12 protein-coding genes are annotated in these 15907 nt (G+C 70.4%); 7 read left to right on the forward strand and 5 right to left on the reverse strand.

All coding sequences use genetic code 11. The features are described from left to right. Positions 1–9: 9 nt before the first annotated feature. Genes malQ through AC1D1T_RS09485 form a run of 4 tightly spaced genes read right to left on the reverse strand, consistent with a single transcriptional unit; the run spans position 10 to position 8225 of the window. Entirely contained in the window at positions 10–1515 is a 1506-nt protein-coding gene (gene malQ / locus AC1D1T_RS09470) for a 4-alpha-glucanotransferase (protein WP_477991807.1), read from the reverse strand. Continuing rightward, entirely contained in the window at positions 1512–3530 is a 2019-nt protein-coding gene (gene glgX / locus AC1D1T_RS09475) for a glycogen debranching protein GlgX (protein ID WP_477991808.1), read from the reverse strand. Before glgX ends, malQ begins: the two co-directional genes overlap by 4 nt. Further along, positions 3530–5713: a 1,4-alpha-glucan branching protein GlgB gene (gene glgB / locus AC1D1T_RS09480; RefSeq protein ID WP_477827282.1), complete on the reverse strand. Its 2184-nt coding sequence runs from the start codon at positions 5711–5713 to the stop codon at positions 3530–3532. Before glgB ends, glgX begins: the two co-directional genes overlap by 1 nt. Before the next feature lie 31 nt (positions 5714–5744). After that, on the reverse strand, positions 5745–8225 hold the full coding sequence (locus AC1D1T_RS09485) for a glycogen/starch/alpha-glucan phosphorylase (RefSeq protein WP_477991809.1): 2481 nt from the start codon (positions 8223–8225) through the stop codon (positions 5745–5747). Between the two features lie 130 nt (positions 8226–8355). On the opposite strand from AC1D1T_RS09485, the gene glgC reads away from it, so the two are divergent. The 6 genes from glgC to AC1D1T_RS09515 all read left to right on the forward strand — a co-directional run bounded on the left by glgC (position 8356) and on the right by AC1D1T_RS09515 (position 14165). Then, positions 8356–9624, forward strand: a complete 1269-nt coding sequence (gene glgC / locus AC1D1T_RS09490) for a glucose-1-phosphate adenylyltransferase (RefSeq protein WP_047502160.1) — start codon at positions 8356–8358, stop codon at positions 9622–9624. Positions 9625–9631: 7 nt separating this feature from the next. Continuing rightward, entirely contained in the window at positions 9632–11083 is a 1452-nt protein-coding gene (gene glgA, locus AC1D1T_RS09495) for a glycogen synthase GlgA (protein ID WP_477838622.1), read from the forward strand. A gap of 103 nt (positions 11084–11186) precedes the next feature. Then, positions 11187–11435 (forward strand): hypothetical protein, encoded by a 249-nt coding sequence (locus AC1D1T_RS09500; RefSeq protein ID WP_169675417.1) that lies wholly within the window; start codon positions 11187–11189, stop codon positions 11433–11435. 55 nt (positions 11436–11490) lie between these two features. Continuing rightward, positions 11491–11751, forward strand: a complete 261-nt coding sequence (locus AC1D1T_RS09505; protein WP_477828141.1) for a hypothetical protein — start codon at positions 11491–11493, stop codon at positions 11749–11751. Positions 11752–11847: 96 nt separating this feature from the next. Next, complete coding sequence (locus tag AC1D1T_RS09510) at positions 11848–12816, forward strand: aliphatic sulfonate ABC transporter substrate-binding protein (protein WP_477828140.1); 969 nt, start codon at positions 11848–11850, stop codon at positions 12814–12816. 500 nt (positions 12817–13316) lie between these two features. Continuing rightward, a complete protein-coding gene (locus AC1D1T_RS09515) occupies positions 13317–14165 on the forward strand; it encodes a CAP domain-containing protein (RefSeq protein WP_047502173.1) in 849 nt (282 codons plus the stop codon). A gap of 3 nt (positions 14166–14168) precedes the next feature. Here AC1D1T_RS09515 and AC1D1T_RS09520 read toward each other — a convergent pair whose 3' ends face one another. Next, entirely contained in the window at positions 14169–15281 is a 1113-nt protein-coding gene (locus tag AC1D1T_RS09520; RefSeq protein WP_477828508.1) for a threonine aldolase family protein, read from the reverse strand. Positions 15282–15609: 328 nt separating this feature from the next. Here AC1D1T_RS09520 and AC1D1T_RS09525 point away from each other — a divergent pair. Further along, a partial coding sequence (locus AC1D1T_RS09525) for an RICIN domain-containing protein (protein WP_477991810.1) occupies positions 15610–15907 on the forward strand: 298 nt, incomplete at its 3' end.

The following is a 15907-nucleotide window of genomic DNA, read 5'->3' on the forward strand; positions in this document are numbered from 1 at the left end:
ACCGCCGGCTCAGGCGGGCACGACCCCGTCGCGCCCATACAGCCGCGTCAGCAGCGCCAGCTCGTGCGCATGGACCGGCTTCACCTGGTCCCAGCTGAAGCGCCATTCCCAGTAGCCCGAGGGCTTGCCGGGGAAGTTCATGCGGTCGGTGCCCGGCAGCCGCAGCACGTCCTGCATCGGGTGCACGGCGGTATCGGCCACCGACGCGCAGGCGGTGCGGATCAGGTCCCAGGCGATGTCGGCGCCGTCGGTCGGCAGGTAGGCCGACGCATGGCGCCGCTGTGCCTCGGTGGCGGTGGCCCACCAGCCGAGGCTGGTGTCGTTGTCGTGCGTGCCGCTGTAGACGACGGTGTCGGCCTCGTGGTTGTGCGGCAGGAACGGGTTGGCGCTGTCGCCGCCGAACGCGAAGTGCAGGATGCGCATGCCGGGCAGCGAGAACTTGCGGCGCAGCGCCTCGACGTCCGGCGTCACGACGCCCAGGTCCTCCGCGATGATCGGCAGCGTGCCCAGTGCCTCGGCGATGGCATCGAACAAGGCCTCGCCCGGCCCCGGCCGCCAGTGGCCGCGGATCGCGGTCTCTTCGCTGGCCGGGATCTCCCAGTAGCTCGCGAAGCCGCGGAAGTGGTCGATGCGCACGATGTCGACCAGCTCGAAGGTGCGGCGGATGCGCTCCACCCACCACGCATAGCCCTCGGCCGCATGCGCGCTCCAGCGGTACAGCGGGTTGCCCCAGCGCTGGCCGGTCTCGCTGAAGAAGTCCGGCGGCACGCCGGCCACCACCGTCGGCTGCCCCGTCGCATCGAGTTCGAACAGGTCCTGCCGCGCCCACACCTCGGCGCTCTGGTAGGCGATGAAGATCGGCGCATCGCCGATCACCTGCACGCCGCGGCTGGTCGCGTGGTCTTTCAGGCGCTCCCATTGCACGAAGAACTGCCACTGGCAGAACTTCCAGAACGCGATGCGTTCGGCATGCTGCAGGCGCGCCGCCGCGAGCGCGGCCGGCTCGYGCTGCGYGAGGCCGGCACCCCAGTCGCACCACGGCGCCCAGTCGTGGTGGTCGGCCAGCGCCATGAAGAGCGCGTAGTCGTCGATCCAGCTCGCGTGTTCGGTGCAGAAGGCCTGCAGCTCGTGCGCCTGCTGCGGCGTGACGGTGGCCGCGAAGCGCCGTGCGGCGCGCGCCAGCCGGTCCATGCGGTAGGGCCAGACGGCCGCGAAGTTCAGCCGGTGCGCCTCGATGCCGTCGGGCGGCAGCAGCTCGTCGGCGGTCAGCCAGCCGTGCCGGCCGAGCTCGGCCAGGTCGATCAGCAGCACGTTGCCGGCAAAGGCCGAGCTGCTCATGTAGGGCGAGTTGCCCGGGCCGATGCCGCCCAGCGGCAGCATCTGCCACAGCCGCTGCCGCGCCGTCGCGAGCCAGTCGACGAAGTGGTACGCGGCCGGCCCGAAATCGCCGCTGCCGTGCGGGCCTGGCAGCGAGGTGGGGTGCAGCAGCACGCCGCTGGCGCGGGGGAATCTCATGGTGGCTGTCCCTGGGTCACGGTGGCAAAGACCAGCAGCACGAGGCTGTGTGCCGCCAGCGCCAGCGGAGTGTGCACCATCGGCTGCTGCGGCGACACGGCCGCCGTGTCGAGCAGCACCCGCCAGCGGCCGGGTGGCAGCGCGAACGGCAGGTCGGTGTCGCCGGCGTTCATCATCAGCAGCAGGGCCTCGCCGGGCTGCCCCGGTGCGCCGATGCGGGCACCGAGCACCCGCTGCGCCGGATCGCCCCAGTCCTCGCCCGCGAGCGGCGTGCCATCGGCCTGCAGCCAGCCGAGGTCGACGCGGCCCTGCGCATCGGCGACGCCGCTGTACCAGCGGTCGGCCAGCGGCCGGTGCGCGCGGCGCAGTGCCAGCACCTGCGCGGTGAACGCGATCAGCGCTTCATCGGCACGCGACCAGTCGATCCAGCTGGTCGCGTTGTCCTGGCAGTAGGCGTTGTTGTTGCCGCCCTGCGAATGCCCGAGTTCGTCGCCGGCGCACAGCATCGGCGTGCCCTGCGACAGCAGCAGCGTGGCCAGCAGCGCGCGCTGCAGCCGGCCGCGCAAGGCCCGCACCACCGGGTCGTCGCTCGGGCCCTCGACGCCGGCGTTCCAGCTGTGGTTGTGGTCGTGCCCGTCGCGGTTGCCTTCACCGTTCGCCTCGTTGTGCTTGCGCTCGTGACTGACCAGGTCGGCCAGCGTGAAGCCGTCGTGCGCGACGATGAAGTTGACCGAGTCGGCCGGCGCCCGACCATGCACCTGGAACAGGTCCGACGAGGCGCACAGCCGCTGCGCCAGGTCACCGCGCGTGGTCTCGCCGCGCAGCCAGAAGCTGCGCACCGTGTCGCGGAAGCGGTCGTTCCATTCGGCCCAGCCGGTTGGGAACTGGCCGAGCTGGTAGCCGCCGAAGCCGATGTCCCACGGTTCGGCGATCAGCTTCACGGTGGACAGCAGCGGATCCTGCGCGATCGCGTGGAAGAACGCGGCGTCGGCGTCGAAGCCGCCGCCGGTGATCCGGCTGCGGCCGAGCACCGGCGCGAGGTCGAAGCGGAAGCCGTCGACGTGCATCTCGCCGACCCAGAAGCGCAGCGAATCCATCACCAGCTGCAGCACGCGCGGATGGCCCAGGTTCAGCGTGTTGCCGGTGCCGGTGTCATTGACGTACAGCGCGGGGTTGTCGGGCCGCAGCCGGTAGTACGCGGCGTTGTCGAGGCCGCGGAAGTGGATCGTGGGCCCGAGCTCGTCGGTCTCGGCGCTGTGGTTGTAGACCACGTCGAGGATCACCTCGATGCCGGCCGCATGCAGCCGCCTGACCATCGCGCGGAACTCGTCGCGCGCCGAGGCGCCCGGCGATGCGAGCGCAGGGCTCGGGCAGAAGAAKCCGATGGTGTTGTAGCCCCAGTAGTTGCGCAGCCCCATGCGCACCAGGCGTTCCTCGTCGATCGCCTGGTGCACCGGCAGCAGGCTGACCGCGGTGACACCCAGCCGCTTCAGGTGCGCGATGGCGGCGTCGCTCGCCAGGCCCGCATAGGTGCCGCGCTGCGCCTCGGGCACGCCGGGATGCAGCCGGGTGAAGCCCTTCACGTGCAGCTCGTACAGCACCGTGTCGGCCAGCGGCGTGCAGGGCGGCGCATCCGTACCCCAGTCGAAGCCGTCGCGCACGACGCGCGCCTTCAGCGCCCGTTCTCCATCCCACTCGAAGCGGCCGACGATCTCGCGCGCATACGGGTCGAGCAGCAGCTGGTCCGGGTTGAAGCGGTGCCCGCGCTCCGGCTGCCACGGGCCGTGCGCGCGCAGGCCGTACACCAGCCCCGGCTGCGCGCCCGGCAGGTAGCCGTGCCACACCTGCTGCGTGTGGCCGGGCAGGGCGGTGCATGAGCGCTGCTGCGTGCCGGTCTCGTCGAACAGGCACAGGTCGATGCCTTGCGCATGTTCCGAGAAGACCGCGAAGTTGATGCCGTGGCCGTCCCAGTGCGCACCCAGCGGCCACGGGCGGCCCGCCTCCAGGCCTGTCATCAGGTGGCCGACCACTCGAGGAACACGGTGGCCAGCGGTGGCAGCGTCAGCATCACCGACTGCGCGCGGCCCTGCCACGGCACGTCTTCCGAGCGCGCGGCGCCGAGCGGCGTGCCGACGTTGCTGCCGCCGTAGTGCGCCGAATCGGTGTTGATGCGCTCGCGGTACTCGCCCGGCCGCGGCACGCCGACGCGGAACCCCTGGCGCACCGTCGGTGTCAGGTTGGCGACGACCAGCACGGTAGCGCCCCCGTGGCGGCCGTGCCGCACGAAGCTGATCACCGAATGCTCGGCATCCTGGTGGTCGATCCACTCGAAGCCGGCCGGGATGAAATCCTGCTCGTACAGCGCCGGCGTGGCCCGGTAGAAGCGGTTCAGGTCGCGCACCAGCCGCTGCATGCCTTCGTGCAGGCCATCGGAAAGAAGATGCCAGTCGAGGCTCTGGTCATGGTCCCACTCGCGCTCCTGCGCGAACTCGCCGCCCATGAACAGCAGCTTCTTGCCCGGGTGCCCGAACATGAAGCCGTAGTAGGCCCGCAGGTTCGCGAACTTCTGCCAGCGGTCGCCCGGCATCTTCGCGATCAGCGAGCCCTTGCCGTGCACCACCTCGTCGTGCGAGAGCGGCAGCACGAAGTTCTCGTTGAAGGCATACACCAGCCCGAAGCTCATCTCGCCGTGGTGGTGCTTGCGGTGCACCGGGTCGCGCGCCATGTACTTCAGCGTGTCGTGCATCCAGCCCATGTTCCACTTGTAGTGGAAGCCGAGGCCGCCGGCGAAGGTGGGCCGCGACACCGCCGGGAAGGCGGTCGATTCCTCGGCCAGCGTGACGGCCTGCGCCCGCTCGATGCCCACCACCTCGTTCATGCGCTTCAGGAACGCGATGGCCTCGAGGTTCTCGCGCCCGCCGTGCACGTTCGGGATCCACTCGCCCGGCTCGCGGCTGTAGTCGCGGTACAGCATCGAGGCGACCGCATCGACGCGCAGCCCGTCGACGTCGTAGCGCTCCAGCCAGTACAACGCATTGCCGACCAGGAAGTTGCGCACCTCGGTGCGCCCAAGGTTGTAGATCAGCGTGTTCCAGTCGTTGTGGAAGCCTTCGCGCGGGTCGGCGTATTCGTACAGGTGCGTGCCGTCGAACTGCGCGAGGCCGTGCACGTCGCTCGGGAAATGCGCCGGCACCCAGTCGAGCAGCACGCCGAGGCCGGCCGAATGGCAGCGGTCGACGAAGCGCCGGAAGCCCGGGCCGTCGCCGAAGCGCGCGGTGGGCGAATACAGCCCCACCGGCTGGTAGCCCCACGAGCCGTCGAACGGGTGCTCGCTGACCGGCATCAGCTCGAGGTGCGTGAAGCCCATGTCCTGTGCATACGGCACCAGCGTGTCGCCGAGCTCGTCCCAGCTCAGCCAGCGGTCGCCTTCCTCGGGCTTGCGGCGCCACGAGCCGAGGTGCACCTCGTAGATGCTGACCGGCGCGTCGAGCGCGTTCGACTGCTGGCGCTGCGCCGAGGCCGGCGCGAGCCGCGGCATGTGCGAGACCACGCTCGCGGTGGCCGGCCGCAGCTCGGACTGCAGCGCGTACGGGTCGGCCTTCTGCGGCAACACGTGGCCGTCGGCGGTGCGGATCTCGTACTTGTAGCGCGCGCCTTCGGCGATGCCGGGCAGGAAGATCTCCCACACGCCGCACTCGCGGCGCAGCCGCATCGGGTGGATGCGGCCGTCCCAGTGGTTGAAGTCGCCGACCACGCTGACGCGCGACGCGTTCGGCGCCCACACCGCGAAGCTGGTGCCGCTGACGCCTTCCATCACGCGCACCTGCGCGCCCAGCGTCTCGTACGGCCGCAGGTGCGTGCCCTCGGCCAGCAGCCACACGTCGAGCTCGCCGAGCACCGGCGGGAAGCGGTAGGGGTCGTCGACGGTGGAGACGCTGCCGTCGGCCCAGGTGAACTGCAGGCGGTGCGTGCCGGCGGCGCTGCCGAGCATGCCCTCGAACACGCCGTCGGGGTGCAGCTGCGTCAGCAGCGACAGCGGCTGGCCGCTGGAGACATCCACGGCCAGCGCCGCGCGGGCACCGGGCTGGAAGCAGCGCAGCCAGCGCTGCCCGCTCGTATCGACGTGCGCGCCGAGCACCGAGAACGGATCACCGTGGCGGGCGTGGCGGATGTCCTCGATCTCGGCGGCGGTCAGCATGGGAGGCGGTGGCAACGACGGGGTGTCATTGTCAGGCAACCGATCGCAGCGCCGCCGCGGCCTTCAGCTCGGGGTCGATGTTCCAGATGTCGCGCGCGTACTCGCGGATCGTGCGGTCGGCCGAGAACGCGCCCATGCCGGCCACGTTGGCGATCGCGCGCGCGATCCAGGCCTCGCGGTGGCCATACAGCGTGTCCACGCGTTGCTGCGTTTGCACGTAGGCGTCGTAGTCGGCGAGCAGCAGGTAGTGGTCGCCGCCCCACAGCAGTGAATCGACGAGTGGGYGGTAGCGGTCGTGCTCGTCGGGCGAGAACAGGCCGCCGGAGATCGCGTCGAGCACCGCCTTCAGCGCCGGGTTGCCGTCGTAGTGGCGCATCGGGTGGTAGCCCGAGGCCTTCAGCGCCTGCACCTCGGGCGTCTTCAGCCCGAAGATGAAGATGTTGTCGTCGCCGACGCTCTGGCGGATCTCGATGTTCGCGCCGTCGTCGGTGCCGATCGTCAGCGCGCCGTTCAGTGCGAGCTTCATGTTGCCGGTGCCCGAGGCTTCGGTGCCGGCAGTGGAGATCTGCTCCGACAGGTCGGCGCCCGGCATGATGACCTCGGCCACCGAGACGCCGTAGTTCGGGATGAACACCACGCGCAGCTTGCCGCCGACGCGCGGATCGGCGTTGACCACCGTGCCCACGTCGTGGATCAGCCGGATGATCGACTTCGCCGTCTGGTAAGACGACGCGGCCTTGCCGGCGAAGATCACGGTGCGCGGCACCCAGGGCAGCGTCGGGTTCTCGATGATCGCCAGGTAGCGCGTGACGACGTGCAGCACGTTCAGCAGCTGGCGCTTGTACTCGTGGATGCGCTTGACCTGCACGTCGAACAGGCTGCCCGGGTCGACGTGGATGCCGGTGTGGCGCTGGATGTGCTCGGCCAACCGCTTCTTGTTGTTGAACTTGATCGCGGCGAACTTGCTGCGGAAGGCCTCGCTGCCGGCGTGCTCCTTCAGCTGCGCGAGCTGGTCGAGGTCGAGCCGCCAGCCGCGGCCGAGCGTCTGGTCGAGCAGGTGCGCCAGGCCCGGGTTGGCCTGCGCCAGCCAGCGCCGCGGCGTGACGCCGTTGGTCATGTTCGTGAAACGGCTCGGGTACAGCGACGCGAAGTCCGCGAAGATGGTCTTGGTCAGCAGCTCGGAATGCAGTGCCGAGACGCCGTTGACCTTGTGGCTGCCGACGATCGACAGGTTGGCCATGCGCACCCGGCGCTCGCCCGATTCGTCGATCAGCGACAGGCGCCGCAGGAAGCCGTCGTCGCCGGGGCGCTGCTTGGCCGCCAGGTCGAGGAACTCCTGGTTGATGCGGAAGATGATCTCCAGGTGGCGCGGCAGCACCTGCTGCATCAGCGACACCGCCCAGGTCTCGAGCGCCTCGGGCATCAGCGTGTGGTTGGTGTACGAGAAGGTCTTCTGCGTGACCTCCCAGGCGGCGGCCCAGGGCATCGCGTGGTCGTCGCACAGCACGCGCATCAGCTCGGCCACGCCGATCGCCGGGTGCGTGTCGTTCAGGTGGATCGCGACCTGGTCGGCCAGGTTCTGCAGGCTGTCGTGCTCGTCGAGGTGGCGGGCGACGATGTCCTGGATCGACGCGCTGGTGAAGAAGTACTCCTGGCGCAGCCGCAGCTCGCGGCCGGCCGGGGTGCTGTCGTTCGGGTACAGCACCCACGAGATGTTCTCGTACTCGTTCTTGACGCTGGCCGCGCGGGCGTAGTCGCCGGTGTTGAAGGCGTTCAGGTCGATGTGGGCGGGCGCGGCCGCCTTCCACAGGCGCAGCGTGCTGACCTTCTGCGTGCCGTGGCCGGGGATCACCATGTCGTAGGCCTTGGCCTCGACCGAGCCGGCCGGGCGCCACACCGGGTGCGTCTTGCCGTCGTGCATGTGCTGCTCGACATGGCCGCCGAAGCGCACCGGGTAGCTGATGCCGGGCCGCGGGAACTCCCACGGCGTGCCGTCGGCGAGCCAGGGGTCGGGGTGCTCGACCTGGCGGCCGTGCGCGATGCCTTGCGCGAACATGCCGTACTCGTAGCGGATGCCGTAGCCGAACGACGGCAGGCCGAGCGTGGCCATCGAGTCGAGGAAGCAGGCGGCCAGCCGGCCCAGGCCGCCGTTGCCGAGCGCGGCATCGGGCTCGTGGTCGGCCACGTCTTCGAGCGTCTGCGCGTGCAGGGCGACGGCCGCGGCGGCCGGTTCGCGCAGGTCGAGTGCCGCGAGCGCGTTCGACAGCGTGCGGCCGATCAGGAACTCCATCGACAGGTAGCAGACGCGGCGGGCTTTCGCGGTTCGCTCGATGGCCTGCGTCTGGACCCAGCGCTCCGACAGCTGCTGGCGTGCGACCTGGGCCACGCCGTGCATCAGGTCGACCGGGGTGGCGGCGGGCGGCGCGACGCCGACGGTCTTCAGCAGCTGCTCGTCGAGGCTGGCCTGCATCTGCTGGGGGGTGATCTGTTGTGTCATGGAGGGGGAGCTCATCGGCGGGGATCCTGCAGTGTGGGCCAGACTTTGCTCGTTTGTCCCGGCGTGCGCAAGCGCGGGGGCAGTGCTTCAATGCGGTGCGGGCCGTGCACAATCGCAGCGCGCCGCGACCCTTCCTGGAGACATCATGCAACCCATCGATCTTGCGTTGAGCCTCGACCTGCCCAAGCGCGCCGTCGCGCTGGTGCTGGCCGGCGGCCGCGGCAGCCGCCTGAAGAACCTGACCGACCGCCGCGCCAAGCCGGCCGTCTACTTCGGCGGCAAGTTCCGCATCATCGATTTCGCGCTGTCGAACTGCCTGAACTCCGGCATCCGGCGCATCGGCGTGATCACGCAGTACAAGTCGCACAGCCTGCTGCGCCACCTGCAGCGCGGCTGGGCCTTCCTGAAGAGCGAGATGAACGAGTTCGTCGACCTGCTGCCGGCCCAGCAGCGCAACGACGACGAGAGCTGGTACCGCGGCACTGCCGACGCCGTCTACCAGAACCAGGACATCCTCGCGAGCTACGGCGCCGACTACGTGGTGGTGCTGGCCGGCGACCACATCTACAAGATGAACTACGCGCTGATGCTGGCCGACCACGTCGCCAAGGGGCGCGAGTGCACGGTGGGCTGCATCGCGGTGCCGCGCGCGGAGGCGGTGGCCTTCGGCGTGATGGCAGTCGACCGCGACAACCACATCACCGAGTTCGTCGAGAAGCCGGCCGACCCGCCGCCGATGCCGGGCCGCCCCGACATGGCGCTCGCGAGCATGGGCATCTACATCTTCAACGCGCGCTACCTCTACAAGGAGCTCGAGCGCGACATGAACGACGCCGATTCGAGCCACGACTTCGGCAAGGACATCATCCCGCGCGCGGTGCGCAACGGCCAGGCCTCGGCGCACCCGTTCGAGCTGAGCTGCGTCAGCACGCGGCACGGCGAGGCACCGTATTGGCGCGATGTCGGCACCATCGACGCGTACTGGGACGCCAACATCGACCTCACCGCCACCGACCCGCTGCTGAACCTGTACGACAAGCGCTGGCCGATCTGGACCTACCAGGAGCAGCTGCCGCCGGCCAAGTTCGTGCACAACCAGGACGACCGCCGCGGCATGGCCGTGGAGTCGCTGGTGTCGGGCGGCTGCATCGTCTCGGGCTCGGTCACGCGCACCGTGCTGTTCTCGAGCGTGCGGGTGCACTCGCACGCGGTCGTCAGCTGGTCGGTGCTGCTGCCGGGCGCGCAGATCGGCCGCGGTGCGCGGCTCACGCGCGTGGTGGTCGACCGCGCCTGCGTGATCCCCGACGGCATGGTGATCGGCGAGGATGCCGAACTCGATGCCGAGCGCTTCTACCGTTCCGAGAACGGCATCACCCTTGTCACGCGCGACATGCTCGCCAAACTTACCGCCTGATCACTGCATGAAAGTCCTCCAGGTCGCCGCTGAAATCTTCCCGCTGGTCAAGACCGGCGGCCTGGCCGACGTGGCCGGTGCCTTGCCCCAGGCGCTGGCGCGCGCCGGTGCCGACGTGCGGGTGGTGCTGCCCGGCCTGCCGGCCATCGCCGACGCGGTGCTGCACCAGAAGACCGTCTGCGAGATCGGCGCCGCCTTCGGCGCCGCGCGCGTGCGGCTGACGCTCGGCACCATGCCGTACAGCGGGCTGCCGGTCTACGTGGTCGACGCGCCGTACCTGTACCGGCGCGGCGGCAGCCCGTACCAGGCGCCCGACGGCAACGAGTGGTCCGACAACGCCCAGCGTTTCGCGCTGCTCGGCTGGGTGGCGGCCCACATCGCCGCCGGCGAGTTCGACCCCGACTGGGTGCCCGACGTGCTGCACACGCACGACTGGCATGCGGCGATGGCCTGCGCCTACGCCCATGCGCACGCGCCGACGCGCGCCGCGCGGGTCTTCACGGTGCACAACCTGGCCTACCAGGGGCTGTTCCCGGCCGGCGATTTCAACCTGCTGGGGCTGCCGGCGCGCTACATGGCGGCCTCGGGCGTCGAATACCACAGCCAGCTGTCGTTCATGAAGGCGGGGCTGAAGTTCGCCGACCGCGTGACGACCGTCAGCCCGACCTATGCGCGCGAGATCGCGACCCATGAATACGGCTGCGGGCTCGACGGCGTGATCCGCGGCCGCGGCGGCGATGTCTGCGGCATCCTGAACGGCGTCGATCCCGAGGTGTGGAACCCGGCCACCGACGCGGGCATCGCGAAGCGCTACCAGGCCGATTCACTGGTCGGCAAGGCGGTCTGCAAGCATGCATTGCAGACCGAACTGGGGCTGGAGCGGCGGGCCGACGCGCCGGTGTTCGGCGTCGTCAGCCGGCTCACATCGCAGAAGGGGCTCGACCTGGTGCTGGCGGCGCTGCCGGGCATCCTGCAGCGCGGCGGCCAGCTCGCGCTGCAGGGCAACGGCGACCGCGCGCTGGAGGCCGCCTTCGAAGGCGCGGCGCGCGCGCACCCGGCGCAGGTGGCGGTGCGCACCGTGTATGACGAGGCGCTCGCGCACCGCATCATCGCCGGCAGCGACGCGCTGCTGATGCCGTCGCGCTTCGAGCCCTGCGGGCTGACGCAGCTGTACGCGCTGCGCTACGGCACGCTGCCGGTGGTGCGGCGCGTCGGCGGGCTGGTCGACACGGTGGTCGACGCGACCGACGAGACGATCCGCACCGACCGGGCGACCGGCTTCTCGTTCGAGCCGGCCAGCTCGATGGCGCTGGAGGTCACGGTCGACCGGCTGCTGCACGCCTTCGGCCAGCCGGCGCTGTGGCAGCAGCTGATGCGCCGCGCGATGGCGCAGGAGTTCTCGTGGGACGTGGCCGCTGCTTCCTACATGCGGCTGTACGCCCAGTGCCGGACGAAGTGAGCCGGCCCCCCCGAATGGGGGCGCCAATCTTGTCGATGGAATTTGCGAGCGAACGCGTTCAAAGTTCGCCCCGACCGGCAGTGGCGCCGGCGTGGAGCAGGGCATGCATTTCCAGGAGCAGACGGTCGGCGACTTCAAGATCTACGCCGGGGCGATCGAGGCGGCGCACGGCGGCTACGTGGCCGCGGTGGTGGTGAAGCAGGTGCATGGCAGCGGCGCGCCGTGCGAGGTGTTCCGTGACGAGGCCATGTGCGACGGCCGCTGCTGGACCGACCCGGAGTCCGCGCTGCACTATGCGTTGACGGCCGGGCGATCGGTGATCCGGGATCGGGCGCGGCTCGAAAACGCCTGAAAACTCACGCGCCGCGCCCCTAGAATCGCCAGCTTCCCCGTCACCCGAACCCATCATGACCCTTCGTTTGAGCGGCCTGACCGGCCTGACCTTTGCCCTGTTCGCCACGGCCTGCGCGAGCCCCGTGCCGGAACCCGAGGCGCAGCCGCAGGACCAGACGCAGGCGAATGCCGCCCCGCTGTGCGAAGTCAAGCCGCGCATCGGCTCCAACATCGTCGCGCGCGACTGCAGCAAGCCGAAGGCGGACGACGGCGTCCCGGTGGGCGCGCTGCTGGGCACGCGCAACATGCACAAGCCGTCGGCTTCCGGCCACTGAACCCGGTCGGCGCATAAGCAACTGCGCATTGCGTCGTTGCCGCCGCGTGGGGCGGCGCTTAGCGTCGCGGGCTCCGTCATTGTCGAGAGCCCATCGATGCCGTACCCTGATCTTCCTGGCGACCCGATCCGCCGCCTGATGCTGGCGGCCGCCGCGGCGAGCCTGCTGCCCGCCGCCGTGCGCGCGGCCGATGCCGACACCGTGCGCATCGGCTTCCAGAAGTCGTCCACGCTGATGATCTTCCTGAAGTCGCGCGGCGTGCTCGAACAGGCGCTGGCAGCGCTGAAGGTCCGCGTGACCTGGCATGAGTTCACCTCGGGGTTGCCGCTGCTGGAGGCGCTGAACATCGGCGCGATCGAGCTGAGCGCCGATGTGGCCGATGCGGTGCCGCCGTTCGCGCTGGCCGCTGGCGCGAAGCTCACCTACTGCGCGATCGAGACGCCGTCGCCCCAGGCGCAGGCGATCGTCGTGCCGAAGGACTCCCCGATCACCGATGTCGCGCAGCTGAAGGGCCGCAAGGTCGCTTTCGCGAAGGGCGCCGGCGCGCACTACCTGCTGCTGGAGGCACTCGCGAAGGCCGGCCTGTCGATCGGCGACATCGAGCCGGCGTACCTGAGCCCGGCCGATGCGCGCGCCGCCTTCGAGAACGGCAGCGTGGCCGCCTGGGTGATCTGGGATCCATTCCTCGCCGCGGTACAGCGCCAGGCCGGCGCACGCATCCTGCTCGACGGCGGTTCGCTGTCGAGCTACCGGCGCTTCTACCTTGCCGCGACGCCGTATGCGCAGCGGCGCCCGGACGTGCTCGGTGCCGTGTTCGCCGAGCTGCAGCGGGCCGGAGAGTGGATCAGGAAGAACCCCGGCCCCGCGGCCGAATGGCACGCGCCGGTGATCGGCCTCGATGCCGCGACCGTGACCGCGGCCAACCAGCGGCGCAGCTACAAGGTGCAGGCCGTCGACGCGGAGGCCCTGGCCGAGCAGCAGCGCATCGCCGATGCCTTCACGCAGGCGCACATCCTGCCGCGCCGCGTCGTGATCGCGGACTCGCCGGTGTGGCGGCCCAGCTGACGCCGTACCGAAAGATCTGACGCCACGCGTCGGCGTTGCAACATGATGTGTGACCGGCGGGGGTGGATCGTGTCGGACAGGGGGCGAGTGGCGCGTGGTCCCATGCTTGCATGCCGAGGGCCATGTCATCGTCCCGTCCCCCCATCCGATCCTCGGCTGCGCTGCTGAGCCTGTTCATGCTCGTTGCCTGCGGCGGCGGCAGCGACAGCAGCGAGGTCAGCCAGAACCCGCCGACCGGCAATGCGCCGAGCCCGTCGCCTGCACCGGCTCCCGCGCCCGCACCCGCGCCGGCTCCTTCGCCCGCTCCGTCTCCGGCGCCCGCGCCAGCGCCAGCGCCAGCGCCTTCTCCTGCACCGGCACCTGCGCCTGCGCCAGCCCCAGCCCCAGCCCCAGCCCCAGCCCCAGCCCCAGCCCCAGCCCCAGCCCCAGCCCCGGCGCCAGCGCCAGCGCCAGCGAGCGACACCGCCTTCTCCGCCATCGACACCAGCAACCGTGCCGAGGTGCTCGCGCGCTACCAGGACGGCTTCATCGCGCTGCGCAAGACCTCGTTCAGCTGGAGCGGCAACGTCACCGGCTGCGCGGCCGGCGACACGCCGCTCGCGTACAAGAACGCGGTGGTCAAGCTGGTCAACTACTACCGCGCGATGGCCGGCCTGCCGGGCGACGTGACGCTGTCGCTGCCGAAATCGGCCCAGGCCCAGCAGGCGGCGCTGATGTTCGATGCGAACGACCAGCTCAGCCACGCGCCGCCCACCACCTGGAAGTGCTACACCGCCGACGGCGCCACTGCCGCCGGCAAATCGAACATCGCCTGGGGCACCAACCTCAACAGCGCCAGCGCCAACAGCTCCGGCATCGGCTCGATCCCGCTGTACGTGATGGACGGCGGCGTCGCGTCGCTCGGCCACCGGCGCTGGGTGTTCAGCCTGGTGCTCGGCGACGTCGGCACCGGCGACACACCGCAGGGCAATGCGCTGTGGGTGCTCGGCAACACGCATGCGGCGCCGAGCGTGCCGAACGGCATGTCGTGGCCGCCGCGCGGCTACGTGCCATGGGACAGCAGCATTGCCGAGCCGGCGATGCGCTGGTCGTTCTCGTACCCGGGTGCGGATTTCTCGGCCGCCACCGTGGCGATGACCGATGACGCCGGTGCGGCCGTGCCGGTGACCGGCGTGGCCGAACTCGACAAGGGCTATGCCGAGAACACGATGGCCTGGTCGATCGGCGGCACCGGGCAGCCGTGGTCGCGGGCGCCGGCCGACACCCGGCTCGGCGTGACGGTGTCGAACGTCAAGATCGGCGGCGTCGCGAAGAGCTTCAGCTACAGCGTGACCTTCATCAAGCCCTGATCGTCAGCGTCCGCCGGTCGCGGTGAAGGCCGCGGCCAGCTTCGCGAACAGCGGCAGCACGCTCGCGTCGTCGGCCTGCAGCAGGCGATCGCCGACGTAGAGCTCGGTCGCGCTCCAGCCCGGCACCTCGGCTGCGCGCACGTGGCCGAAGAGCCAGCAGCGGTCGTGCATGGCGAGCCCATCGCGCGCGTCGAGCACCGCGTCGGGCGGCGCATCGAAGAACAGGTGCAGCAGGTTGGTCTGCGGCACCCGCGGGTTCACGCGCAGCCCGGGGATCGCATTCAGCCCGGCCGCCAGCGACAGGGCGCGCTGGTACAGCGCCGGCATCAGCGCGAGGCGCTCGTCGAAGCGCATCGCGGCCGACACCAGCATCGGGCTCAGGTGGTAGAGCGTGCCGCCCATGCGCCGGCGCCACAGGCGGGCCTGCGCGATGACATCCTCGCTGCCGGCCAGCATCGCCCCCGACACGGCGCCGATGCCCTTGTACAGCGACACGTAGACCGATTCGAAGCCGGCGGCGATCTCGGCCGGGCTGCGCTGGTAGAACGCCGAACACTCCCACAGCCGCGCGCCGTCGAGGTGCAGCGGCATCGAGCGCCGATGGGCCGCAGCGTGCAGGGCCTGCAGCTCCTCCCACGTGGGCAGCTGGCCGCCGGCCTCGCGGATCGGCAGCTCGACGATCGCGCACGCGAGCGGCTGGCGCACCGCGTCCAGGTCGGCCGCGAGCATCGGCCGCAGGCGGTCGCCGACCGGGACGGCATGGCACTGCAGCAGCGCGCTGAAGGCTTCCTCTTCGTGCAGTGCGAGGTGCGACGTGGGATGCAGGCCGAAGCGCGGCAGCCGCGCCGCCTCGGTGTGAATGCGCAGCGCCGCGAGCTGCGCCATCACGCCGCTGGGCATGAAGACCGCGGCCGGCTTGCCGAGCAGCGCGGCGATCTTGCGTTCGAAGTCGGCGGCCAACGCGCCGTTGCCGTAGTGGTCGTGCTCGACGCCGTGGGCTTCGTACCAGGCGGCCATGCGGGCGAACTCCTCGGCCGGCGTGGGCGTGGCGAAGTCGGGGACGACCAGCGTGCACTGGCGGCGCAGTTGCTGGCGTTGTTCGGGGCTGAGGGGCATGAGCGGCTCGAAGGCGGGGAGTCCGCATTGTCAGAAAAAATGGGCCAACTGCTCTGGATTGCAAAAAATCTGGGCTGCCGACAGGAAAAGTGGGTCTCAGGTCGAGTGCGGAGATCCTCGGCGTGTCAGGACTGAAAGCGTTTCCAGTTTCCCCCGCCTGTTACGTAACACGGCGCAATCGGCGCGACGCATCCGGACATCCATCGCCTGCTGGAACGGCGCGGCCTGGTGCGGCACGAGCGGGTTTCGGCTTGTTGCAATGACCCCGTTCCCGGGGTCGGGACGCCCCTCCAGAATCCGCCTGCATTCACAGGGGGAGAGCACCTTCATGGCACACCACAATACGGTCCGCACGGGCCACCGGATCTCGTTGCTGCCGCTGGCGATCGCCGCGGCGGCGGTCGTCGCAGCCTGCGGCAGCGGGGACGACGGCGCGTCGTCCGCCAACGGCAGCGCCGCTGCGCAAGGCGCCGGCCGCGAGGCTGCGGCAGGCGTTTCCACCGCGACGCTGCCGGTCGGCCGCTACGTGATCGTCAATGCGCTGAGCGGCAAGTGCGTCGACGTGGCGGCCGCCAGCACCGCCGATGGCGGCAACATCCAGCAGGCCGCCTGCAACTCGAACATGG

It is taken from the genome of Rhizobacter sp. P2_H3, from assembly GCF_056403355.1.